The organism is Kocuria sp. JC486, from assembly GCF_011602805.1.
In the GTDB taxonomy this organism is placed as follows: domain Bacteria; phylum Actinomycetota; class Actinomycetes; order Actinomycetales; family Micrococcaceae; genus Kocuria; species Kocuria soli.
This window is the reverse complement of sequence record NZ_JAAOZS010000009.1, coordinates 74,203-97,544: the sequence shown is the minus strand read 5'-3', so window position 1 is coordinate 97,544 and position 23,342 is coordinate 74,203. Positions and strand designations below refer to the sequence as shown.

The 23,342-nt window shown below is 68.1% G+C and carries 18 protein-coding genes; 5 read left to right on the top strand and 13 right to left on the bottom strand.

The features are described 5' to 3' along the window. Positions 1 to 24: 24 nt before the first annotated feature. The 7 genes from GWK18_RS06705 to GWK18_RS06675 form a co-directional block, all read right to left on the bottom strand. Positions 25 to 591 carry a hypothetical protein gene (locus GWK18_RS06705; RefSeq protein WP_233568864.1) on the bottom strand — a complete coding sequence of 189 codons (567 nt, stop codon included), beginning with the start codon at positions 589 to 591 and terminating at the stop codon, positions 25 to 27. A 169-nt stretch (positions 592 to 760) separates the two neighbouring features. Next, positions 761 to 1,654: a bifunctional methylenetetrahydrofolate dehydrogenase/methenyltetrahydrofolate cyclohydrolase gene (locus tag GWK18_RS06700; RefSeq protein WP_123826326.1), complete on the bottom strand. Its 894-nt coding sequence runs from the start codon at positions 1,652 to 1,654 to the stop codon at positions 761 to 763. Next, positions 1,654 to 2,940 (bottom strand): serine hydroxymethyltransferase, encoded by a 1,287-nt coding sequence (gene glyA, locus GWK18_RS06695; RefSeq protein ID WP_166834066.1) that lies wholly within the window; start codon positions 2,938 to 2,940, stop codon positions 1,654 to 1,656. Before glyA ends, GWK18_RS06700 begins: the two co-directional genes overlap by 1 nt. 116 nt (positions 2,941 to 3,056) lie before the next feature. Then, positions 3,057 to 4,772, bottom strand: a complete 1,716-nt coding sequence (locus GWK18_RS06690) for a biotin carboxylase N-terminal domain-containing protein (protein WP_166834064.1) — start codon at positions 4,770 to 4,772, stop codon at positions 3,057 to 3,059. Positions 4,773 to 4,774: 2 nt separating this feature from the next. After that, complete coding sequence (locus GWK18_RS06685) at positions 4,775 to 6,442, bottom strand: carboxyltransferase domain-containing protein (RefSeq protein WP_166834062.1); 1,668 nt, start codon at positions 6,440 to 6,442, stop codon at positions 4,775 to 4,777. Beyond that, positions 6,442 to 7,206: a 5-oxoprolinase subunit PxpA gene (locus GWK18_RS06680; RefSeq protein WP_166834060.1), complete on the bottom strand. Its 765-nt coding sequence runs from the start codon at positions 7,204 to 7,206 to the stop codon at positions 6,442 to 6,444. The genes GWK18_RS06685 and GWK18_RS06680 overlap by 1 nt, the downstream gene beginning before the upstream one ends. 13 nt (positions 7,207 to 7,219) lie before the next feature. Further along, on the bottom strand, positions 7,220 to 8,464 hold the full coding sequence (locus GWK18_RS06675) for an NRAMP family divalent metal transporter (protein WP_233568870.1): 1,245 nt from the start codon (positions 8,462 to 8,464) through the stop codon (positions 7,220 to 7,222). Positions 8,465 to 8,674: 210 nt separating this feature from the next. On the opposite strand from GWK18_RS06675, the gene GWK18_RS06670 reads away from it, so the two are divergent. Both GWK18_RS06670 and GWK18_RS06665 read left to right on the top strand, forming a co-directional pair. Continuing rightward, a complete protein-coding gene (locus GWK18_RS06670; protein ID WP_166834058.1) occupies positions 8,675 to 9,313 on the top strand; it encodes a GntR family transcriptional regulator in 639 nt (212 codons plus the stop codon). Between the two features lie 250 nt (positions 9,314 to 9,563). After that, the gene (locus GWK18_RS06665; RefSeq protein ID WP_166834055.1) at positions 9,564 to 12,842 is read left to right on the top strand and encodes a beta-phosphoglucomutase family hydrolase; all 3,279 of its coding nucleotides are present in this window, start codon (positions 9,564 to 9,566) and stop codon (positions 12,840 to 12,842) included. Positions 12,843 to 12,968: 126 nt separating this feature from the next. Here the strand turns inward: GWK18_RS06665 and GWK18_RS06660 are convergent, their stop codons facing one another. Together GWK18_RS06660 and GWK18_RS06655 are read right to left on the bottom strand one after the other, a co-directional pair. Next, entirely contained in the window at positions 12,969 to 13,490 is a 522-nt protein-coding gene (locus GWK18_RS06660; protein WP_166834053.1) for a gamma carbonic anhydrase family protein, read from the bottom strand. Positions 13,491 to 13,593: 103 nt separating this feature from the next. Next, positions 13,594 to 14,190, bottom strand: coding sequence for a TetR/AcrR family transcriptional regulator (locus tag GWK18_RS06655; protein WP_166834051.1), 597 nt, complete (start codon positions 14,188 to 14,190; stop codon positions 13,594 to 13,596). Positions 14,191 to 14,298: 108 nt separating this feature from the next. On the opposite strand from GWK18_RS06655, the gene GWK18_RS06650 reads away from it, so the two are divergent. Then, on the top strand, positions 14,299 to 15,450 hold the full coding sequence (locus GWK18_RS06650; RefSeq protein ID WP_166834049.1) for a Gfo/Idh/MocA family oxidoreductase: 1,152 nt from the start codon (positions 14,299 to 14,301) through the stop codon (positions 15,448 to 15,450). Between the two features lie 7 nt (positions 15,451 to 15,457). On the opposite strand, the gene GWK18_RS06645 is transcribed toward GWK18_RS06650, so the two are convergent. Continuing rightward, entirely contained in the window at positions 15,458 to 16,450 is a 993-nt protein-coding gene (locus GWK18_RS06645; protein ID WP_348535865.1) for a LacI family DNA-binding transcriptional regulator, read from the bottom strand. Positions 16,451 to 16,838: 388 nt separating this feature from the next. Between GWK18_RS06645 and GWK18_RS06640 the strand changes: the two genes are divergently transcribed. Beyond that, positions 16,839 to 18,524, top strand: coding sequence for a substrate-binding domain-containing protein (locus GWK18_RS06640; protein ID WP_166834045.1), 1,686 nt, complete (start codon positions 16,839 to 16,841; stop codon positions 18,522 to 18,524). 72 nt (positions 18,525 to 18,596) lie between these two features. On the opposite strand, the gene purH is transcribed toward GWK18_RS06640, so the two are convergent. Beyond that, a complete protein-coding gene (gene purH / locus GWK18_RS06635; protein ID WP_166834043.1) occupies positions 18,597 to 20,222 on the bottom strand; it encodes a bifunctional phosphoribosylaminoimidazolecarboxamide formyltransferase/IMP cyclohydrolase in 1,626 nt (541 codons plus the stop codon). Positions 20,223 to 20,334: 112 nt separating this feature from the next. After that, complete coding sequence (purN, locus tag GWK18_RS06630; protein ID WP_166834041.1) at positions 20,335 to 20,907, bottom strand: phosphoribosylglycinamide formyltransferase; 573 nt, start codon at positions 20,905 to 20,907, stop codon at positions 20,335 to 20,337. 70 nt (positions 20,908 to 20,977) lie between these two features. Between purN and GWK18_RS06625 the strand changes: the two genes are divergently transcribed. Next, positions 20,978 to 21,469, top strand: coding sequence for a hypothetical protein (locus tag GWK18_RS06625; RefSeq protein ID WP_166834039.1), 492 nt, complete (start codon positions 20,978 to 20,980; stop codon positions 21,467 to 21,469). Between the two features lie 66 nt (positions 21,470 to 21,535). On the opposite strand, the gene GWK18_RS06620 is transcribed toward GWK18_RS06625, so the two are convergent. Beyond that, positions 21,536 to 23,140, bottom strand: coding sequence for a DUF6350 family protein (locus tag GWK18_RS06620; protein WP_166834037.1), 1,605 nt, complete (start codon positions 23,138 to 23,140; stop codon positions 21,536 to 21,538). Positions 23,141 to 23,342: the final 202 nt, after the last annotated feature.

Genomic DNA, 23,342 nt, shown 5'->3' with positions numbered 1-23,342 from the left:
GGTCGGGTTCCTCTCGGGTCCAGGTCAGGCGCGGTCTGTGTCGTCGTCGACGACTTCGCCGGTGAGGGGTTCACCGGCGTCCTTGACCATGCCCATTCCGTTCGATGCGGTCACGGCAATGGTGTCCAGTGCGCGGTCGACCTGTTCACGGTCACCGGCGGTGGATCCGTCCTGCGCAGGGAGGTTCGCGGCGATGACCCGCGCCTGAACCATGATGATTTGGAAGGAATGTTCGAGTTTCTGGTCCAGGATCGACCGGTCGGCGGCAGGGGCCGCCGTCGTCGCGGCCATGGGGGCGCGGCCGAACCTCCGGTCCGCCTCCTGCTGGGCGTGTTCGAACTGCCGTGCTCCGAACTTGGCCGCCTTGCGCACCATCCAGAGCACGAAACACGCGATGAGCAGCCACCCGAGGGCGATCGCCGCGAGGATCCAGCCCAGGACGGAGTTCTCGTTGGCGGCCTGAAGGAGTGCGACGACGAAGATCACCAGCAGCGCCGTCATGCCGATCAGCGTGATCCAAAGGGATGCCTTGCTGGAGGCGGCGGGGTGCGCCCCGGTGGGGGCATTGCGAGTGGATCCGATCTGCTGCATGCGGCACATTCTCCCGTACGTCGTCTGAAGCGTGGAAATCGGCGGCGTCGGATCGCCCTGGGCGCAACAGGCCCGGCGATCCGAGGCCCGAGCGCGGAAACACGAGGGGCAGGGACGCTGCCCTGCCCCTCGACGGTCTCTCGGCCCTCTTCCGGGCGATTCGCCCGGCCTAGTGCTGTCCCGAGGCCACGGCGCGCTCGGCGGCTTCGACCACGTTGACCAGCAGCATCGCGCGGGTCATCGGGCCCACCCCGCCGGGGTTGGGCGACATCCACGCCGCGCGTTCGGCCGCCTCGGGTGAGATGTCGCCCGTCAGCTTTTTCTTGCCGGTCTCCGGGTCCTCCACACGTGAAACTCCCACGTCCAGGAGGACGGCGCCGTCCTTGATCTGATCCGCGCTGATCATGTGCGGCTGTCCCGCTGCCGCCACCACGACGTCGGCCACGGCCAGCAACTCCGGCAGGTTCCGGGTTCCGGTGTGGGCCAGGGTCACGGTGGCGTTGATGGCCTTGCGGGTCAGCAGCAGGCCGATCGGTCGCCCGACCGTGACCCCGCGGCCGATCACCAGGACGTGCTTTCCCTTGAGGTCGACGTCGTGACGCAGCAGCAGCTCCACGATGCCGTGCGGGGTGCACGGCAGCGGCGAGTCCATGGGCTCGTTGACGTTGAGCACCAGCTTGCCCAGGTTGGTGGGGTGCAGCCCGTCCGCGTCCTTGTCCGGGTCGATGCGCTCGAGGATCCGGTTGGTGTCGATGTGATCCGGCAGTGGCAGTTGCACGATGTAGCCGGTGCAGGCCGGATCGGCGTTCAACGCGTCGATCTCCGCTTCCAGGTCCTCCTGGGAGATGTCTCCCGGAAGGTCGCGCCGGATGGAGTTGATGCCCACCTCGGCGCAGTCCTTGTGCTTGCCGCCCACGTAGGAATGGGAGGCGGGGTCGTCGCCGACCAGCACCGTCCCGAGACCCGGCACCTGCCCTTGCGTCGTGAGTGCGGCGACGCGTTCTTGGAGTTCGGACTTGATGGCGGCCGCCGTGGCCCGTCCGTCGAGAACAGCTGCCGTCATCACCACTCCTCGAGGCCGCTGTAGAGCGGGAAGTCCTTGGCGAGCTTGTCGACGCGGGCGCGCAGCGCTGCGACGTCGGGCTGGGGCTTGAGCGCGGTGGCGATGATGTCCGCCACCTCCTCGAATTCCTTGGCGCCGAATCCGCGGGTGGCCAGGGCGGGGGTGCCGATCCGCAGTCCGGAGGTCACCATCGGGGGCCGCGGGTCGAACGGGACGGCGTTGCGGTTGACGGTGATGCCGACCTCGTGGAGCAGGTCCTCCGCCTGCTTGCCGTCGAGTTCGGAGTTGCGCAGGTCGACCAGGACCAGGTGGACGTCGGTGCCGCCGGTGAGCACGGAGACGCCCGCCTCGGTGACGTCCGGGGAGGTCAGGCGGTCGGCGATGATCTTGGCGCCTTCGATCGTGCGTTCCTGGCGCTGCTTGAACTCCGGGCTGCCCGCGATCTTGAACGCCACTGCCTTGCCGGCGATGGCGTGCATGAGCGGGCCACCCTGGTGCCCCGGGAACACGTTGGAGTCGATCTTCTTCTTCCACTCCTCCGTGCACAGGATCACGCCCGAGCGAGGGCCCGCCAGGGTCTTGTGCACGGTCGAGGAGACGACGTCGGAGTGCGGCACGGGGTTCGGGTGCAGGCCCGCGGCCACCAGGCCCGCGAAGTGTGCCATGTCCACCCACAGCTTGGCGCCGACCTCGTCCGCGATCGAGCGGAAGGCCTCGAAGTCCAGCTGGCGGGAGTACGCGGACCAACCGGCCACGATCACCTTGGGCTGGTTCTCGAGGGCCACCTGGCGGACCTGATCCATGTTCAGTCGGTGAGTCTGGGGATCGACCTCGTACGCGGCGATGTTGTAGAGCTTGCCGGAGATGTTGAGCTTCATCCCGTGCGTCAGGTGCCCGCCGTGGGCCAGGGACAGACCCATGAGGGTGTCGCCGGGTTCCATCAGAGCGGTCATCACGGCGCTGTTGGCCTGGGCGCCGGAGTGCGGCTGGACGTTGGCGTGGAAGGCCCCGAAGAGTTCGGTGGCGCGGTCCCGGGCCAGGTTCTCCACGACGTCGACGTGCTCACACCCGCCGTAGTACCGGCGACCCGGGTAGCCCTCCGCGTACTTGTTAGTGAGCACCGAACCCTGGGCTTCGAGGACCGCGCGGGGGGCAAAGTTCTCGGAGGCAATCATTTCCAGGGTTCCGCGCTGACGGCCGACCTCCGCACCGATCGCCGCAGCGACCTCCGGATCGACTTCTGACAGCGGCAGGTTGGTGACATCGGCGGACGGCGTGGGGCTCATGCGATTCCTCCTGGGCTCCGATGCGACGTCGGAGATTCTCAGCCTTGGGGCAGCCACGGATCGTGCAACTGCCGATCGGTCGGTCAAGACGGCCTCGCCCATTGTAGGACGCCCCGTCAGGTCTCGATGCTCGCCAACACGTCGTCGACGCCGACCACCGCCCCGATGTCTGCACCGTGACGAAGTGTTCCGGATCGGTGGGCCAGGACTTGCGCCTCGGTCTTCATGGCGTCCAGTACGGCTACGGCCTGCCCCTGCGTGACCTCAACGCCGTCGTCGACCAACCATCGGACCAGGGTCCCGGGTGACTGCGCCCGTAGGGCGGAGGGTTCCGGTTCCGGCTCCGCAGGTGCAACTCCAGCAGCACCGTTGAAGCCTGCGGTCAACTCCCCCGGGAGCCCCAGAACGACCCTCTTCCCGTCGATCTCCACCGGGACCCGGCGCAGGCCGGGGTTGACGACGGGATGCGGTCGCATCTGGGGCTGCACCCGCGACAGGTACGTCGTCTCGATCCACTGCGTGTGAACACTGAGATCGTCAGAACCGAACTCCGGAGCGTCCAGAACCGACCGTGCGAAGGGGACGACCGTGGCCGGCCCGTCGATCACGAGTTCCGCCAGCGCACGCCGCGCCCTGGCCAGTGCGGCGTCCCGTGACTCGTCGTGCACGATCAGCTTTGCCATGAGGGAGTCGAACGCCGGCTGGACGGTGTCCCCGGCCTCGACCCCGGAATCCCACCGCACGCCCGGTCCCCCGGGGACACGCAGGGTATTCACCCTGCCGGGACTGGGCAGGAAGCCCCGCCCCGGGTCCTCCGCGTTGATGCGGAATTCGAACGCATGCCCCACGGGTTCCGGGGTGTCCGAGAAGGACGGCGCGTGACCTTCCGCGATGCGCAACTGCTCTCGGACCAGATCCGTACCCGTGACCGCCTCCGTGACGGGGTGCTCGACCTGCAACCGTGTATTGACTTCCAGGAAGGACAGCGTCCCGTCCTCGGCCAGCAGGTACTCCACGGTTCCCGCTCCTCGATACCGCACATGCTCACAGATGCGACGCGCGGACTCGTGTAGTTCACGTCGCTGAGCCCGGGTCAGCCCCGGGGCGGGGGCTTCTTCGATGAGCTTCTGATTGCGCCGCTGGACGGAGCAGTCCCTGTCCCCCACCACAACGACGCCGCCGTCCCCGTCACCGAGGATCTGGACCTCCACGTGGCGTGGCCTCTCGAGGAAACGCTCGACGAAACACTCCCCCCGTCCGAACGCGGCTGTGGCTTCCCTGGTCGCCGATTCGAAGGCGGCGGCCACTTCGTCCACCGAGCGGACGACCTTCAGTCCCCGTCCTCCGCCACCGTGGGAGGCCTTGATGACCACGGGAAGCCCGTGTTCTTCGACAAAGGCCATCGCCTGTTCAGCGTCTTCGATCGGGCGGTCGGTTCCCGGAGCCAATGGCGCACCCACGCTCCGCGCGATCCCGCGGGCCGTCATCTTGTCCCCTAGGGCCTCGATCGTTTCCGGGCCGGGACCGATCCATACCAGTCCGGCCTCTTCCACGGCCCGAGCGAACTCGGCGTCCTCGGACAGGAAACCGTAGCCGGGGTGAACCGAATCCGCGCCGCACCTGCGAGCGACGTCGAGCAGCGAGGGAACAGACACGTAGGTCTCGGCCGCCGTGGTGCCACCCAGTCCGTAGGCCTCATCGGCCATCCGCACGTGCAGGGCGTCGACGTCCTGGTCGGCGTAGACGGCCACGGACGTGTACCCCGCTTCCGCACAGGCCCGGATCACGCGAACCGCGATCTCGCCGCGATTGGCGATCAGGATCTTCTTCATGATCAGCCTCCAAAGTTTTCCTCCGGCCGGAGCCGGAACCGGATACGGGCCCCCGGTGGCAGCTGCCCCACCAGGTCAAGGTGTTCCGCGACCACCGCGCCGATGACCGGATAGCCGCCCGTCAAAGGGTGATCGGGAAGGAACAGCACGGGCTGCCCGTCCGGCGGCACCTGGATCGCCCCCGTGACCGTGCCTTCGCTCGGCAACTCGCCCTCGATCCGCCTGTCGAGCGGAACGGCTCCCTCAAGTCGCAGTCCCACCCGATCCGACCTGGTGCCGACCAGCCATTCCTGAGCCGTGAGGGCTGCCACGGCCTCGGGCGTGAACCAATCGTCACGCGGCCCCAGGGTGATCATCACGTCCACGGTCTCCCCTGAACGTGGCAGGTCTCGAGTGATGCCCAGCGGTTCGACGACGGCCGGGGCGTGCCGAGGATCCCCGACCACGACGCAGTCCCCTGCCTCGAGCGGCCCCGGCCCGAGCCCAGCCAGCGTGTCCGACGAGACACTGCCCAGAGCTGGACGCGCGAGCAGACCGCCCCTCACCGCGATGACATAGCGCAGTCCGTGCGTGGGGTGACTCAAGGACAGTTCGTCTCCGTCGTCGATCGCGAAGGGCACTCCTTGGAGGATCGGTCGGACCGTGCCATCGGATGAAACGAGTTCGCCGGTCCCCTGGGCGCCTGCCACGGCAGCCACGCCGGGAAGGCCGCGGTATTCCATGTGCACCGCCCCCGTGCATTCGAGGACCGCCGCGGTTGGGAGGTTTCCCACTGCCCTGTTGGCCTGGGACAGCGCGGTACGGTCGGCCGCACCGGCACCCGAGACCCCCACGGCAGCTTGACCGGGGCGTCCCCCGTCCTGGATCAGGGTCCGTATTCCGGGGTGGATGACGCGCAGTGACGCCAGGACGGGATCGGGCCGCCAGGTCTCCCGTACCGTCACCTCTGGACCGGACCCCGAGGCCGGGCCACCGACCTCGGAAGCAACCGGATCGTCCTCCAACCCGTCGAAGAGCTCACCCGTTCGTCCAGAGGTATTCGGTGTACTGGTCACGACGGCGACGGGGCGTTGCTGCTCGAACGTGATGACCGTGCCCGGTGCAACCAATGCCGGCGGGTCGCGGTCGATGTCCCACATCACGGCGTCGGTGTGACCGATCAACTGCCACCCACCGGGGCTGTCGCGCGGATAGACACTCGTGAAGGGCCCGGCCAAGCCGACGGCGCCGGCGGGAACGCGCGTTCTCGGGGAGGAACGGCGAGGAACGTCGAACAATGGGTCAGTACAGGTTGCGTACCCGAACCCGGGGGCGAATCCGCAGAAGGCCACACGCCACTGCGCGTTCAGATGACGCTCGATGAGGGTGTCCACGGAGACGGACAGCAGATCCGCAACCTCGTCGAGGTCTTCGCCGTCGTACCGCACGGGGATGCTGACCTCGGGACCGGCGACCGAGGAATGCGCTCCGGTTCGGGCGGTCGAGAGGGCGTCCACCAGCTGAGCGGCGCTGATCCGCGACGGGTCGAAGCGCACCAACACCGTCTGTGCTCCGGGGATCAGCTCCGTGACCCCGGGGACCTCGGACCAGGCGGCACCCAGACGCGTCACCTCCATCGGATCCTCGACCTCGACCAGCAGGGCTGTGTCCGAGGCCCGTAGGAAACGCATCAGACCCCCGCAAAAGGTGCGATGGTGACTCCGGCCGATTCCAGGACTCGCCGCGTCTCGGCAGCCATGGCCACAGACCCGGGGCTGTCGCCGTGCACACAGATGGACTGCGCCTCCACGCGGACGTCCCGACCGTCAATCGACCGGATCACGCCGTGCTCGACCAGGCGGAGCATCCTGGTGGCCACATCTTCCGGGTCGTTCAGAACCGCACCCGGCAGTGAACGGGAAACCAACTGCCCGTCGGACTGGTAGGCCCGATCCGCAAATGCCTCGGCCGCCACCTGCAGGCCGGCACGTTGGGCCACTCGCAACACGACGCCACCAGCCAGTCCCAGCAGGACCAGGCCCGGGTCGATCGACTTGATGGCCGCCACCACATCCCTGGCCTGGCGCTCGTCGTGGGCAATGGCGTTGTACAGGGCACCGTGGGGCTTGACGTAAGTGACGCGGCTGCCCAGCGCAGAGGTGAGCCCGCTCAACGCACCCAGTTGGTACTCGACGTGCGCCTGCAACGTGGCGGAGTCGACGTCGACCGCGGTTCGCCCGAAGTTCTCGTAGTCCCAATAACTCGGATGGGCCCCGATGCTCACACCGCGATCAATCGCGGCTGCGACCGTTCGCCGGATCCCTTCGGGGCTGCCGGCATGGAAGCCACAGGACGTGTTCGCGCTCGTCACGATCGCGAGCATGGATTCGTCGTCGCTGACCACTCGGTCGTGCGTGTTCTCGCCCAGATCGGAGTTCAGATCAATGCTGGTCATGAGTTCCCCCAGGTCATCCGCTCGTGCTCAGGAAGTCGAAGATCGGTCCGACCGACACGCTACCCATGTACCAGGTGAGCGCCGTCACCAGTGTCCCGGGAATCAGCAGCCACCTCGGATAACGGTCCACCCCCAGCAGGTCGGGGCGGAACCACCCGATGTACATGAACACCGTGAGACCCACCGGGAGGATCAAACCGTTGAACCCTCCGACGAACACCAACAGCGCAGCCGGCGCCGTGCCGATGACCAGGTAGACCGCCAGGGAGACGGCGATGAATCCGACCGTGGCCAGTTGCAGGGCCCACCCCCCGGAGACCTTCCGGCTGAACGTCGACAGGAAGGTGGCCGAGGTGTAGGCGGCTCCGATCACGGAGCTCAGAGCGGCGGCCCAGAAGATTGCACCGAAGATCCGTATCCCGGCCTGGCCCAGGACGGCGCCGAAGGCCTGCCCGGCAGGGTTCGCCGCCTGACCCGAGACGTCCAGTGCGACCCCGGATGCGACAACCCCCAGGACCGCCAGGAAGAGCACGTACCGCATGATCGCAGTCACCACGATCCCGTTGGTGGCGGAGCGCATGACCGTGCGGGAATGTCTGGGGCCCACCAGACCCGAGTCGAGATACCTGTGGGCCCCGGCGTAGGTGATGTACCCGCCGACCGTGCCGCCCACGATGGTGGTGATCGTCGCGAAATTCAGCTGATCAGGAACGATCGTCTGCTTCAACGCTTCCCCCACGGGAGGTTGGGACACGACGGCGACGACCACCGTCATGACGATCATGCCGACGCCCAGAACCACCAACACCACGTCCATGACGCGGCCGGCCTTCTTGATCAGGAACAACACGATCGCCAACAGGCCCGTCAGCAGGCCACCGACCTTGGGGTCGATCCCGAGCAGCGCATTCAGTCCCAGACCGCCCCCGGCAATGTTGCCGATGTTGAACGCCAAGCCGCCCATCACCACCAGCACGGCGATGAAGTGCCCCGAGAACGGAATGGCGCGGTTGGCAAGGTCACCCGCACGGCGCCCCGAGGAGGTGATCATTCGCCAGACGTTCAACTGAACCGCGACGTCGATCAGCACCGAAGCGAGGATGGCGAAGGCGAACGCGGCCCCCATGCCGGCCGTGAAGGTTGCGGTCTGAGTGATGAATCCGGGGCCGATGGCCGACGTGGCCATCAAGAAGACGGCACCGATCACGGCTCCGCGTGAAACCCGTTTCCCGAGCTCCGACGAACGGCGTTCGTCCATACCGTCGGGGACCTCGGTTCTCGAACCAGCCATGTCGGACATCCTTCCGGGAACACCGCAAATGTGATCTACACCATAGAACGATCTGATCCGCATTGTTCAACAATCCAAAGTGACCGTCAAGGGTGCGCTTCACCCAACTGCCCCTCCTGCTACGGGAGGCGACGTCAGGCCGCCACGACGCCCGGGCGGCTCGGTAGAGTCCGGAATGTGACACACAGCGACGCCCTGGCTGACCTCTTGCGCCAGCGGATCATCGACGGCGAGTTCATGCCCGGATCTCGCCTGTCGGAATCGGCCCTCTCCAACCAGTTCGAGGTCTCACGCAACACCCTCCGAGAGACGTACCGAGCCTTGGCCGAACAGGGCCTGCTGACCCACGTCCCACATCGCGGCGTGTCCGTGTCCGCGCCGTCGATGGCTGACGTCGTGGACATCTATCGGTGCCGACGCACGGTGGAATGCACCACCATGCGCGAGTCGCGACCCGAGCACCCGGCTGTGCAGCACATGACGGACGCCCTCCACCTCGCCGAAACGCACTTGGCCGCTGAGGACTGGCTCGGCATCGGGAGCGCCAACATGGCCTTTCACGAAGGGATCGTGGCCCTGTCGGACAGCCCTCGCCTGATGCGCATGTACCGCAACGTCGCCGCCGAACTACGTCTGGTGTTCCTCACGCTTGACGATCCACACGCCCTTCACGCCCCGTTCGTGGCCAGTAACCGCAGGGTGCTCACCGTATTCACCGCCGAAGGTCCGGAAGCGGGAGCACTCGAGTTGGAGCGCTATCTGCTGAATTCGGAACGCAGTGTCTTGGGCGCTTACACGAGAGCGAACAGGGCCTGACCACCTTGGTTGATCGCGAGCCGCCGAAACCCACCCGTGCAGCCATAAAAGTTGACGATTCCCGGCTACCTCAGCCCCCCGTGCGCGTGATGTAATCTGTGGCGACACCTGAACCGGGGAAAATATGCCCTCCGCATCGACCTTCCCCGTCATTCCGACGCACAGCCGCGCCCGATCCAACAGGTGGTGGGTGGCTGCGTGCCGCGAAACACCGCATGGGTCCGGGGCTCGTAAGTATCAGGAGCACCTGTTGAACGCACTGCCCTCCGCGCCGTACACGGCTTCGATCCCGCAGATCCGCGCGGACGAACTCCCCGAGAAGCCCTCCGACGGACTTCGCACCAACTACGGGGCCGTCATCTTCGACATGGACGGCGTCATCACGGACACGGCCGCGGTTCACGCCTCCGCCTGGAAGTCCCTGTTCGACGCGGTGCTCCAGGACTCTCGCCTGGAGCAGCTGGACGACGACTCCCCCGTGAACCGGGCCGAGTTCGACGTCGCCACCGACTACCGGGACTTCGTCGACGGGCGCCGTCGTGAAGACGGGATCCGCACGCTCCTGGCCTCACGCAACGCGGCACTCCCGGAGGGCTCCGCGGAGGACGAGCCGGGCGCCTGGACCGTCCAGGGCCAGGCGGCCCTCAAGAACACCTACTTCAACGACGCCCTGGAGGACCAGGGCGTGCGGGTGTTCGACGGAACGGTCCGGCTGATCGAACGCCTGCGTGAGGGCAATGTGCCCGTCGGGTTGGTCACCGCTTCGCGCAACTCGGCCACGGTGCTGGCCCGGGCCGAGCTCGGGGACCTGTTCGACCACATCGTCGACGGCGCCACCGCTGCGGAGCTGGGCCTGCCCGGCAAGCCCGCTCCGGACACCTTCCTGCAGTGCGCCAAGGAACTCGGCGTGGACCCGGTCGAGGCCGTCGTCGTCGAAGACGCCGTGGCCGGTGTGGAAGCCGGAGTTGCCGGTGGATTCGGCCTGGTCGTGGGCATCGCCCGGCACGGAGACCGCCAGGCGCTCTACAACGGCGGCGCTCACGTCGTGCTGAACGACGTGAGCGAACTGGACCTCGGAGCCCGGCGTGAAGATCCCTGGAAGCTGATCTTCGACGGTTTCGACCCCTCCGTGCAGCCCCGCCGCGAATCCCTGCTGACCCTGTCCAACGGTTACATGGGTGTGCGGGGTTCGCATTCCGAGCGCTCCGCCGACGGCATCCACTACCCCGGCAACTACCTGTCCGGTGTGTTCAACCGCGTGGTCAGCCACATCAACGGCCGCGACATCGAACACGAGTCCATGGTCAACGCCCCCAACTGGACCCACCTCGACCTTCGCGTCTCCGGCGGCACCTGGCTGTCTGAAGGCGGCCTGGAGTACTCGGATGAACGCACCGAACTCGACCTGCGCACGGGCGTTCTGACCAGAAGCATGATCCTGACCGACCTCAACGGGGATCCGACGGAACGCAAGGAACGCCCCCGGATCCAGGTGGTCCAGCGGCGCATGGTCTCCCTGCGGTTGCGTCACCTGGGTGCCCAGGAGACCACCATCACGGCCCTGAACTTCACCGGCCGCATCCACGTCCGGACGGGCATTGATCCCGCCGTGACCAATGCCGGCGTCAAGGAGTACAAGGAGCTCAACGCTCACCACCTGTCCACGGACGAGTCGACCACGCTCCCGGACGAGGAAGAGACCCTGCTGAGCCTGGTGACCACCAACCAGTCTCAGATCCAGATCGCCACGGCCCAGCGCACCGAGGTCTACGGCGGTGCCGCGATCCGTGCCCGACGTGAGATCCGCCCCGGTGGCACCGAATTCCGCCGCCACCAGATCGGCGTGCACCAGGGCGAGCCGGTGGTCGTCGACACCACGACCGCCGTGGTCACCAGCCGCGACGCCGCGATCGGTTCCCCGCGCAACGGCGCCCTGTCCCAGCTGGACCGCAGCCCCAGAGGCTTCAAGGGCCTGCTGGAAGGCCACGAACTGGCCTGGAAGCGCCTGTGGGACCGCTACGACCTCGAGTTGCAGCCGGACGCGGCACCCGAAGAGCTGCTGACCCAGCTGGCCCTGCGGACCCACGCCTTCCACACGGCACAGACCCTGGCCCCGCACCTGTCCCTGCGCGACGCCGGCATCCCCGCACGCGGGTTGCACGGTGAGGGATACCGCGGCCACATCTTCTGGGACGACGTCTACATCCTCCCGCTGGTCTCACTGCACGAACCGCAGGTCAGCCGGTCGCTGCTCTCCTACCGGTGGCGCCGCCTCCCGATGGCCTACTACCGGGCTCAGGAATTCGGTCTGAACGGTGCTGCGTTCCCCTGGCAGTCCGGTTCCGACGGCCGCGAGGAGACCCCGCCCGAGCTGTTCAACCACCACTCGCAGCGCTGGCTCCCGGACAACTCCTGGCGGCAGTTCCACGTGGGTCTGGCCATCGCCTACAACGCCTGGCACTACTACGAGTCCACGGGTGACATCGACTGGCTCTCCGGCCAGGGTGCGGAACTGATCATCGGCATCACCCGACTGTTCGCCTCCCTGACGGAGTTCGACGAGGCGGACGGCCGGTACCACATCAGCGGCGTCATGGGGCCCGACGAGTACCACGACGGCCCCCGCGGCCAGCACGGTGGCGGGTTGAAGGACAACGCCTACACGAACGTCCTGGCGGCATGGTTGTTCCGCCACTCTGCCAACATCTTCAACGACATGGTCGACCACCAGCGTGAAGAACTGCAGGCCCGGTTCGGCATCGCCGACGACGAGCCCGCCCAGTGGTTGGAGATGTCCCAGAAGTTGTCCGTGGCCTTCAACTCGGACGGCACGATCTCCCAGTACGACGGGTACGACGACCTGGACGAACTGGACTGGGACTTCTACAAGAAGAAGTACCGCAACATCGGCCGCCTGGATCTCCTGCTGGAGAACGAGGGCGACATGACCAACAACTACAAGCTGTCCAAGCAGGCCGACACCATCATGTTGGTCTACCTCCTGGGTCCGGAGGGCCTGGTCGAAGAACTGGGTCGCATGGGCTACGAGATCGACCACGACGTCGTCCAGCGCACCGTGGACTTCTACATCGCACGGTCCTCGCACGGGTCCTCCCTGTCGAAGGTGGTCAACGCGGCCGTCCTGGCGTGGTTGGCACCGGACCGTTCCTGGGCGTCCTTCCAGGACGCCCTGGTGGTGGACATGGACGACACCCAGGGCGGCACGACCGGCGAAGGCATCCACATGGGTGCAATGGCCGGATCCATCGACGTCGTGACCCGCGCCTATGCGGGCCTGCGAGTGCGCGGTGACTGGCTGGAGTTCGCGCCTCACCTCCCCCGGCAGCTGGAATCCGTGAACTTCACGGTCCTGTACCACGGCCAGGTGATCCGGGTGTGCATGGACCACGAGGTCCTGGAACTCGAGGGCAGCTCCCGACAGGCAGCACCCGTGACCATTCACGTGAGCGGCGCGGAGTACGTGCTCAAGGGTGGTCAGAAGATCGCCGTATCCATCCGCCGGCGCTGACCGGCAGGTACTGGCTCACGATCAACGGGTCCGCCCCGTCCGCACACCTCGTGCGGATGGGGCGGACCCGTTTCGTCGTCGTTGTTCGGTTCCCCTGAGCCTGCGGACCTGAATCGGACGGGACGCTCAGGCGCCCAGTTCCCGGTGCTGGCGGCTCAGCTCCAAGTAGGTGCTGGCGTTGAGCGTGACCTTTTCACGTTCCTCTCCCGTCAGTTCCCGCCGCACCTTGGCCGGGACGCCCGCCACCAGGGATCCCGGAGGGATCTCGGTGCCTTCCAGTACGACGGCGCCCGCCGCGATCAGGCTGCCGGATCCGATGACCGCGCCGTTGAGGACCGTGGCGGACATGCCGACCAGGACGTCGTCGTGCACCGTGCATCCGTGCAGGACGGCGGCATGACCCACGGAGACCCCGTTACCGATCGTGCACGGGAACTCCGGGTCCGAATGCACGGTGCAGTTGTCCTGCAGATTGGAGCCGTCCCCCAGCGAAATGGGCGAGCGGTCCGAGCGGATCACCGTGCCGTAGAAGACTCCGCTCCCGGCCCCGATCCGGACATCACCGATCACCGTGGCGTTCGGGGCGACGAAGGCATCGGGCGCGATGTCAGGCTCACGGCCCTCCCACGCTGCAATCACGGGTTCCATGGGTTCTCCTCCACGTCGTTGTGTTGGCGTCGTTGTGATGGTGTCTTTTGTTGGCGTCGTTGTGTCGGGTCATCGTGCCGACATCGCGTGAGTACCGGCTGTGTCAGTCCCCGACGGCGGCGATCGTGCGTGCGTAGTCAAGGTAGGGCTCGTGGGTGAAGCCGGGCATGAGCTGGGACTGGACCACCCACCCTTGGATGACCGACAGCACCGCCTGGGAGAACATGCCCACCCATTGCGTGGCGTCCTGGCGGCTCAGCCCCAGTTCCGTGACGGCCCACCCCGCGAACTGCTCGTCCACCAGGCTCCGCAGTGCCTCCAGGTGAGAGCCAAGGGCGGCATTGACGTCGTCGTCGACCGCGGCCTCCCCCCAGGTGATCAGCAGGAGCCGGGCCAACCGGGGTTGGGCGGCCAGTTCCTCGAGCACACCCACCAGCCAGGACTCCGGGTCAAAGGGCTGCGCAACCCGACGCTGAGCCAGTTCGAAGACCTGGTCCAGCCCGGTCTGGGCGCAGGCCGCCACCAGTTCGGACTTGCCACGCGGGAAGTGGTTGTAGATCGCGCCCGCGGACAGCCCCGTGGCCGCGATGATCTCGTGCATCGACGCACCCCGGTAACCCTCCGCCAGAAAGCAGTCGGTCGCAGCACCCACCACGGCACGGCGTCGGTTGTCGCGGTACTCCTGACTGACTTTGGGCATGTCCTGATCCTACGCAGTGGGCAACAGGGACGACTCGGACGCGCCTTGCATGACGACGGTCCGCGCCGGAGCGGACTGGAACCGGCCCCGGTCTGTCATTCTGAGGGCATGGCCTCCACCGACGAACTCGCACGTGAGAACACCCTGCCCGGGTCCGACATTCACCTGGCCCCGTTCGCCCGGGCCGGGCTCGACGCCCCGCACCTGGATTCCCCGCTGGAGCCCACGGATCCGGCGTCCGAACCGCTCGGGTGGGGCGTCGTCGGTCCCGGTGCGATCGCCGAGCGCGTAGTGCCGGACATCGCCCGCCTGCCGGACGCACGGTTGGTCGCGGTGTCCTCCCGCAGCAGTGAGCGGGCACGGGACTTCGCTGATCGGCACGGTTTCCACCGCGCCTACGCGGACAAGGACGGCCTGTCCGGCATCGAGGCCCTCGCCGCCGATCCGGAGGTCGACGTCGTCTACGTGGCCAGCCCGCACGGTTACCACCACGCCCACGTGTCCGTGCTGCTCAAGGCAGGCAAGCACGTGTTGTGCGAAAAAGCCCTGGCCGTCACGGCCCGGGAGGTCGAAGACCTCACACGCATGGCCGCTTCACAGGGTGTCCTGCTCATGGAGGCTGTCTGGACCGCCATGACCCCGGGGTTCCGGCGCGCCATGGGCCTGGTGGCCGACGGCGCGATCGGACCGGTCCGCGGGGTCACCGGAGCGATCGGCTTCAACATCCCGCCCGAGCGCGGCCACAGACTTTTCGCCCCGGAGGACGGCGGCGGGGTCACGTTGGACATGCTCGTCTACCCGCTGCTGTGGTCCGACGCCTTGCAGGGAGAGATCCGTTCGCGCAGCGTGGTGGGGCATCTGGGGCCCACGGGGGTCGACGACGACCTGGCCGTCCAGCTGGAGCGCGAACACGGGTGGGCGCAGCTTTCGGCCACCTTGATGCGCGCCCCGACCACCGGGATCGCCCTCTCCGGCACCCAGGGGTGGCTCCGCGTGGACGGGCGGCTCAACAACCCGCCGACGATCGAACTCATGACCGCGCAACGGCGGGCGGAGGGCGGAGAACCGCTGGTCGAGGAGATCCGCTCGATCGGTGCCGGTTACGTCCAGCAGATCCGGGAGGCCACGCGGTGCATCCGCCTGGGTCTCACCCAGTCGCCCTTCGTCCCGTGGGACCTGTCCACGCTCCGCGCGCGGTTGTTCGACGACATCCGAGCGGACATCGGCCTCCGGTTGCCGAATGACGACAGCGTCGGGTGAGTCCGGCTCAGCCGACCGCGCTGGGGGCCCGGAACCGGCCCTTGATGTCGCTGGACTGACGGACCACCAGTTTGGTCGGCAGGACCAGAGGACGGTTCGACGTCGGCAGCGCGCCCTTGATCATGGCGACCAGGTTCTTGGCCGCGGTTGAACCGACGGCGTGCATGGGCGCGGCGATGGTCGACATGCTGGGGCTCAGGAAGGACAACGACATAATGTTGTCGTAACCGATCACGGCGACGTCGTCGGGAACCGAAAGCCCGAGTTCGTGGACCGTGCGCACGAACCCCATGGCCACCAGGTCGTTGTAGCAGATCACCGCCGGGGTGCGGTTCTCTGCCCAGGCCAGGGCGGCTACGCGGCCACCCGCGACCGTCGGGGAGGCCGGCCCGATGCGGTGGATGCGAAGGTGTTGCTCCACGCCGGCTTCCCGCACGGCCCGCCAGCGCATGCCGTCAGCCCAGGAGGCTTCCGGGCCCGCGACGTAGGTGATGTCCTTGCAACCCTGTGCGGCCAGGTGTTCCACCGCGCGTCGGGTCCCCGTGGGGTTGTCGGTGACCACGGACACCACACCGGAAACCGCACGGTTCATGATGATCGTGGGCTTCTGCTTGGCGGTCATCCGCACCGCGGAGTCGGACATGCGCGACGAGGTCAGCAGCACGCCGTCCACCAGTGGCAGGACGCGTTCCAGGGCCTCCCGCTCACGGCGGTCGGACTCCTGCGAGTTGGCCAGCAGCAGCGTGTACCCGGCTTCCGCGGCAGCCTCCTCGGCACCGCGGATCAGGTCGAAGAAGGCCGGGTTGGAGATGTCCGTGACCACAAGCGCAATCATCTGGCTGCCCGCACGGCCGTCGGCGTTACGGGAGATCGTCCGCGCGCGGTACCCGAGTTCGTCCGCGGCCTCACGGATGCGTTCCGCCGTCTCGTAGGAGACCCGGCCCGGCCGGGCGAACGCGCGTGAGACGGTGGACGGCGCAACCCCCGCAAGTTTTGCCACGTCGTAGATCGTGGGTGCATTCCCGCGAGAACGACGTCGCGGCTGCGCGGGCGCCGATTCTTGATCGGCGGGGGCTACGTCATGCCTGCTGTGGTCCTGGTTCACCCGTTCATTTTCGCGTAACGGGCCGACAAGTCCAAGCCAGGACGCGGCCGCGGGTGGCTCCGCCCACCGCGTGTCGGACACCGGGGATGCGCCCTGCCCACCACATGGGTCGACGTCCCCGGCACCCCGCGGCGTCCCGGCACATGCGCCCACAATGCGACACCCAACGCATCCGGTGTCACACTTGTAAAGTACATGTAGGCGCATGATTGACGAGGCCACTCCCCCGGTGGCCCCTCCTGCCTGTCCCGTTCCTCATCCCCCCGTGAAGGAAACCGACCCAGTGCCGTATTCGCAGACCCGCCGTGCCCGGCGCGAGGCGGAGAAGAAGAAGACCGGGCTTCGTTGGGCTGCCCTGGTGGCCGCAGTCTCAGTGGCCGTCGGCGGGGGTGGGCTGCTGAGCGTCATCCGGAGTGACGAGGGGCGGGAATCGGTACCCGACTCGTGCCAGGAGCTCCGCCCAGTGGTCGTTGTGACGGAGCAACCCATGGCCGAGGTGCTCAAGGACAAGCCCGTGGACGGGCAGAGCTGCATCCAGTTGGAGATCGTGGCGGAGTCCAGCTCCCAGACGGCCACGCGGGCGGCGGCCGGTGAGCTGGGCGACCAGGTGTGGATCCCCGATTCCTCCGCCCGGTTGCCCGCATCGGCGATCGACTCCGAGGTGGTGATCCACACACCGTCCCTGGCCAGTTCGCCGGCCGTCGTCGTGGGTCGGGATCAGGTTGATGCCCCCGACAGTTGGACCGAGGTGTTTGAGGACGACTCGATCCGCATGAGTGACCCTGCGGTGGATGCGGGTGCTTTTGCGGCCCTGCAAGGCGTTGCCCACGACGTCGACTCGGGAGTCGTGTCCGAACAGAGCGCACTGCGGGCCATGACGCCGCGCGCCCACACCCAGGGAGTCGACAGCCCGGTGCTCCTGGCCCCGGAACTTCTGGCCGACGTGCGTGACAACGGATCGCGGGCAGTGGTCTCCGAACGCGCCTTCCTGACCAGCCGTGCCCAGGCCGGGGGCGACCGGCTCACCGCCGTGACCCCGCCGTCGGGAACTGCCTTTCTGGACTTCCCCCTGGTGATTCCGCGCGAGAGCAGCGACGCCAAGGAGTTCCTCCCCGAAGCCGCCGACGAGATCCGGGGCTGGCTCGAATCCAACGACGGGCGACGCGTCCTGTCCGCGGCCAACTACCGGACGCCCCAGGGAGAGACCACGGACCGGCACGCCGCCACCGTCCCGGCCAGGTTCCAGAAACCGGAGCCGGAGACCTGGGAGTCGATCGCCGAGACGTACCGCACCAGCGCCACCCCCATGAACGTCCTGGTGGTCATGGACGCCTCGGCATCGATGCGTACCGAGAGCTCCAACGGCCGGTCACGGTGGGACGACGCGGTCCGCGACGTGGAACTGGCGGCGGGTTCGTTCCCCGGCAGGGATTCCATGGGCCTGTGGGTCTTTGCCGATGACCTGGGCCCGAATGGTGCAGCGTACGAATCGGTGGTCCCCACACGCGGGATGGACGAAACCGTCATCACCACGACCCAGCGTGAGGCCCTCCGCAGCAGTCTGTCCGCGCGGGAGCCCGAGACCGACGGCCACACCGAACTGCACCAGAGTGCCTTGGCCGCGTTCAGGTACCAGCAGGAGAACTACATGACCGGTCAGCTCAACGCGGTGGTCCTCATCTCCGACGGCGAGCGCGGGTCCACCTCCTCCGGCAAGGGCCGGCGGGAGGACGACGTGGACGAGTCCGTGCCGCTCGATCGACTGCTCAAGCACCTGGGCTCGGAACAGGACCCCGCCCGCCCGGTGGCCATCATCACCGTGGAGACCACCTCCGGTCCCGAGGACGACGACGACGCCCTGACCGAGATCGCCGAGACCACGGGCGGCAGCCATCTCCATGGCGCACGGCCCGCAGACCTCCGGGCGGCACTCACGGACGCGGTGGCAGCGGAGGCCGAGGTCGGCTGACGCCCAAGCGCGGAGACACCTGCAGCCGGGGACCCCGAATCGAGGACCCCGGTTGCACGAGCCTCATGGGCATCAGTGGAAGAAGTGGCGGGCTCCCGTGAAGTACATCGTCACCCCGGCCTCCTGGGCTGCGGCCACCACCTCGTCGTCGCGAATCGAGCCGCCGGGCTGCACCACGGCGCGGACCCCGGCTTCCAGGAGGACCTGGAGACCGTCGGCGAACGGGAAGAACGCATCCGATGCCGCCACGGCACCCTGGGCGCGCAGCTTGCCGTCCTCGGCGAGCGTGTTGGCCCGCTCGATCGCCAGACGGCAGGAGTCCACACGGTTGACCTGCCCCATGCCGATGCCCACCGTGGCACCGTCCTGTGCCAGCAGGATCGCGTTCGACTTGACGGGGCGCAGCGCGGTCCAGGCAAAGGCCAGGTCAGCCAGCGTGGCCTCATCCGCGGCCTCACCGGCCACCAGTTGCCAGTTCGCGGGGTCGTCGCCGTCGGCCTGGACCCGGTCGGTGATCTGCATGAGGGCACCGCCGGAGATCTGCCGGTAGTCCAGCGGGTCCCGGTCGAACCCTTCCGGGAGCTGCAGGACACGCAGGTTCTTCTTGGAGCTCAGGATCTCGAGGGCTTCCGGCTCGAACCCGGGGGCCACGATGACTTCCGTGAAGATGGGCTTGACACCCGCGGCCATCCCGGCGGTGACGGTCGCGTTGACCGCGATCACGCCACCGTAGGCGGAGAGCGGGTCGCACGCGTGGGCCTTGAGGTGGGCGTTGGCCACGGGGTCCTCGGCACCGCGGTCGGCCACGGCCAGGCCGCACGGGTTGTTGTGCTTGACCACTGCGACGGCGGGTTCGGTGAAGTCGTAGACCGCACGCAGTGCGGCGTCCGCGTCCACGTAGTTGTTGTAGGACATGGCCTTGCCCTGCAGCTGTTCGGCCTGGGCGATCCCCGGGGAGGCTGCGTGGTCCACGTAGAGCGCAGCACCCTGGTGCGGGTTCTCGCCGTAGCGCAGGGTCTCCGCGCGCTCGAAGGCCAGTCCCGCGTACGGCGGGAAGGTCAGCGCCGGGCTCTCGGTGTTCTCGCCGGTGTCCTCAGGGAACTGCTCCTGGCACCAGGTGGCCACGGCGGTGTCGTAGGCCGCGGTGTGCGCGAAGGCGGCCGCTGCCAGACGGCGACGCGCCGCGAGGTCGAATCCGCCGTCGCGGGTGGCCCGGATGACGTCGTCGTAGCGAGCGGGGTCCACGACGACGGCGACGGACGGGTGGTTCTTGGCCGCCGCGCGGACCATGGAGGGGCCGCCGATGTCGATCTGTTCGATCACGGCGTCCTGCCCGGCGCCGGACTTGACCGTGTCCACGAACGGGTACAGGTTGACCACCACCAGGTCGAAGGGCGCGACCCCCAGGTCGGCCAGCTGGGTGACGTGATCCTCCTTGCGGCGGTCCGCCAGAATGCCGGCGTGGACGCGCGGGTGGAGGGTCTTGACCCGGCCTTCCAGGCATTCGGGGAAGCCGGTCAGGTCGGCGACCTCCGTGACGGGGACACCCGAATCGGCGATGCGCTTGGCCGTGGAGCCGGTGGAGACGATCGAGACGCCCTCGCGGTGCAGTCCGGCAGCCAGTTCCTCCAATCCGGTCTTGTCGTAGACGGAGATCAAAGCTCGTTTGATCGGTGCTCGGACCTGGTCGTTCGTCACGTGATGCAGCTCCCGAGGTTGGCGTTCGGTGCGGATGTGGGCCGTTGGTGCACGGTCGGTCCGAGGGCTTGCGCCGCGGACCGACGTCAGTCTACGACGGGCAGGGAACGAGTCATTGTGTGTCGGCGTCCGCGCACAGCTCGGCCACGACGTCCACGAAGAGGTCACGTTCAGCCGTCTTGATGCGTTCGTGCAGGGTCGCCTCGTCGTCGTCGGCCAGGACGGGCACCGCGACCTGCCCCAGGATCTGTCCCGAGTCGACCGCAGCAGTCACCCTGTGGACCGTGGCCCCGGTGATCTTCACCCCGTGGGCCAGGGCGTCGCGGACTCCGTGGGCGCCGGGGAAGGACGGGAGCAGCGCGGGGTGGGTGTTGATCAGTGCGGGGGCGAACGCGGTCACGAACTCCTCGTCCAGGATTCGCATGAATCCCGCCAGCAGGACCAGGTCGGGTTCATGGCGCTCAACGGCTTGCTGGAGGGCCCGGTTCCAGGCCGGCCGGTCCGGATACGCGGACGGTTCCACGAGGAAGGTGTCGGCCCCTGCCCCTTGGGCGCGTTCGAGCCCGTGACAGTCCTTGTCAGCTCCGACGGCGACGACGTTCGCGTCGATGCGCCCTTCTGCCACGGCGTCCAGGACTGCTTGCAAAGTGGTACCGGATCCGGAGACGAGAGCAACGATGCGCATGGGGCGATCCTAACCTCCGGCCCCGCGAGCGCCCCCGGGGCCGCCGCGTGGAACCGCCTACAGTGGACGCATGAGTTCCGCTCCCTCCAGGCCCCCGTCCAGCCCGGCCCGTCGACCGGAGGCACCCGACCCCCAGACCACGGACGGGTCGGGTCAGGAATCGGGACAGGGCGGGCCCGACGGCGGCCCGTCACGTCGGCCGCTCAACACGGCCCTGTTGGCCCTTTTCGCCGCGGGTGCGTCCATGTTCATGACCAGCGGCCCGTTGTGGATGACCGTTGCGGGTCTGGTCGCCGGGGTTGCCGGGATCTTCTTCGCCGTCGTGGCCCTGGTGCGCTTGCGGGTGGCCGAACGACGCGCCGTGATCGTGTTCTCGGCCCTGGTGGCCATGGCTGTGGCCGGCTTCGGGCTGGTGACCGGCGGCGTACGCCTGGCGTTCTGGGACACCGTGTCCACCTACGAGCGGTGCATGACGGATTCGGTCACCATCTCCGGGCAGGCCGGGTGTCAGCAGAAGATGGAGGACAACCTCCAGGGCATCCTGCTCCCGGGGCTCGAATGACCGATTCCTGACCGGTCGTTTCTTGACCGATCTTGTCTTGGCCCGCTGTTCCCTGCCAGGCCGTGGTCAGCGGTCGCGTGCCGCCTTGCGCCGCGCCCGACGTTTCTCCGCTGCGGCGTAGCGCTTCTGGGCCTTCCGGTCGGCCTGGAGGCTTTGCGCCTGCTGCTTGCGGGCGATGTCCTCCCGGCGCTTGGCCTCCCGGTCACGTTCCTTGGCTCCGCGCGAGACCTTGGTCTTGACCGCACCGGCCGCCGTCGAACCGCCGTGGGCCTTTTCCAGGCCCTCGCCCAACTGCCCCGCACCGGCCAGGCTCTCCTCCGCCTCGGTCCGGTCAGCGCGGTCAGCCCGGTCAGGCACCGCGGGCGACACGGGCCGCGCGGATGGCACTGGGCTGGCAGTGGCCTCGGGCCTGGCCGTGGACGGCGCCGAGCTAGGCACCGCGCCCGGAACGGACCGTCCCTGTTCGACCCACGGAGCCACCGCGACCCCGACGGCGGCGCCGATGGCCACCTCGAGTCCTACGGTCAGTGCCGTCTCCCAGGTCTGCGGTCCCACCAGGCTCAGCCGCCCCAGGCCGAGCGAGCCCGAGGCCAGAGCGGCCAACACGGCTGTGAACACGGCGGTCGCAGCACCGATGGCCAGCCCCGAGACCACCACGACCACGGGAGCCGAGACCACGCGCCACGGGATCCGGATGGCAATCCATTCACCCAGGTGGTTCTCGCCCTCCCGGACGAACCACCATCCGGCCAGCAGCCCGCAGAGCACCACCAGGACGGGTGCCGCGGACAGCAGCGTCGGAGCGTCCTGGGGCGGGAGGGCGCCCAGAACCGGCAGGAGAGGAATGGTCTCCGCGTTGGTGCCGGCCAGAGACACCAGCGATCCCTCGCCCAGGTAGAACCCTGCGCCCGACGCCCAGGACAGGGCCCACACCAGGAAGTTCGGCAGCAGGGCCACGTGCAGAATCGCGAACACGGTGTCCCCGGCGGCGTCCGAACCGAGCTGCTGCTGGATCGCGATCACCTGCTGCCATCCGAGCGTGAGTGCGAACGCCAGGACCAATGCTCCGACTGCCACGGCGGCCACGATCGCAACCCAGGCGGCTCGGAGCACCGCCCACAGGTAGGAACCGGCCCACCGCATGTCCTGTCCGGCTTGGCGTGCCATGTCCACGGCGCGGGCACCGACCAGTGCGGCGGGCGTACCGCCGGCGACCAGCGCGCCCGCGGCCGTGGAGGCCAGGACGATCAGGCCCCCGAAAGCCAGGGCGCTCCACGGCGACGCCGCGGACGCACCGGACGTCGTCGCGGCAGCCACCAGGGCGGCCACCACCGCGTGCACGACCGCCGTCGTGAGCACGACCCCCGCCAGTCCGGCACCGGACAGTGCCCGGCGGGCCATCCGGGCCCCCGCCAGGAAAGCCATCGACGCCGTGAGCAGGCTGAGTCCGAGCGGTGCCAACGTCACTGTTTGAGCCACCGGCCCGGCACCCTCCAGCGGTGCGACGGAAACGTCCAGCGGGACGCCCAGCGAGAGCAACCAGAGTTGCCCGCCCAGGCCGAGGCCCGGGATCCAGCCCAGGTCGGCGAATCCCCCGGCAACCACCGACAGCATGACCACGAGTTCCACCACGGCCAAGGCCCCGAGCGCGATCATCACACCCGGAACCACGCCTTTCCCCCACGCGACGTGGGGTTTCCGCTCTGCCTCTCCACGAGTGCGTGGGGTGCGGGCGGCGGTTTCAGGGGAAGCGGGCGCGGTGTTCGACATCGCCTCTATGGTCGCACGGTTGACCGTCCGGGCCCCGGCCGACCGGGGCCTGCGCGACGTGGACTTGTTCACGGTTCTTTCATCCCGATGCCACACGCGGGTG

Bases quoted from the DNA above. Each gene is read 5' to 3' on its own strand.
- GWK18_RS06705 (WP_233568864.1), bottom strand. From the start codon at position 591: ATGCAGCAGATCGGATCCACTCGCAATGCCCCCACCGGGGCGCACCCC.
- GWK18_RS06700 (WP_123826326.1), bottom strand. From the start codon at position 1,654: ATGACGGCAGCTGTTCTCGACGGACGGGCCACGGCGGCCGCCATCAAG.
- glyA (WP_166834066.1), bottom strand. From the start codon at position 2,940: ATGAGCCCCACGCCGTCCGCCGATGTCACCAACCTGCCGCTGTCAGAA.
- GWK18_RS06690 (WP_166834064.1), bottom strand. From the start codon at position 4,772: ATGAAGAAGATCCTGATCGCCAATCGCGGCGAGATCGCGGTTCGCGTG.
- GWK18_RS06685 (WP_166834062.1), bottom strand. From the start codon at position 6,442: ATGCGTTTCCTACGGGCCTCGGACACAGCCCTGCTGGTCGAGGTCGAG.
- GWK18_RS06680 (WP_166834060.1), bottom strand. From the start codon at position 7,206: ATGACCAGCATTGATCTGAACTCCGATCTGGGCGAGAACACGCACGAC.
- GWK18_RS06675 (WP_233568870.1), bottom strand. From the start codon at position 8,464: ATGGACGAACGCCGTTCGTCGGAGCTCGGGAAACGGGTTTCACGCGGA.
- GWK18_RS06660 (WP_166834053.1), bottom strand. From the start codon at position 13,490: ATGGAACCCGTGATTGCAGCGTGGGAGGGCCGTGAGCCTGACATCGCG.
- GWK18_RS06655 (WP_166834051.1), bottom strand. From the start codon at position 14,190: ATGCCCAAAGTCAGTCAGGAGTACCGCGACAACCGACGCCGTGCCGTG.
- GWK18_RS06650 (WP_166834049.1), top strand. From the start codon at position 14,299: ATGGCCTCCACCGACGAACTCGCACGTGAGAACACCCTGCCCGGGTCC.
- purN (WP_166834041.1), bottom strand. From the start codon at position 20,907: ATGCGCATCGTTGCTCTCGTCTCCGGATCCGGTACCACTTTGCAAGCA.
- GWK18_RS06625 (WP_166834039.1), top strand. From the start codon at position 20,978: ATGAGTTCCGCTCCCTCCAGGCCCCCGTCCAGCCCGGCCCGTCGACCG.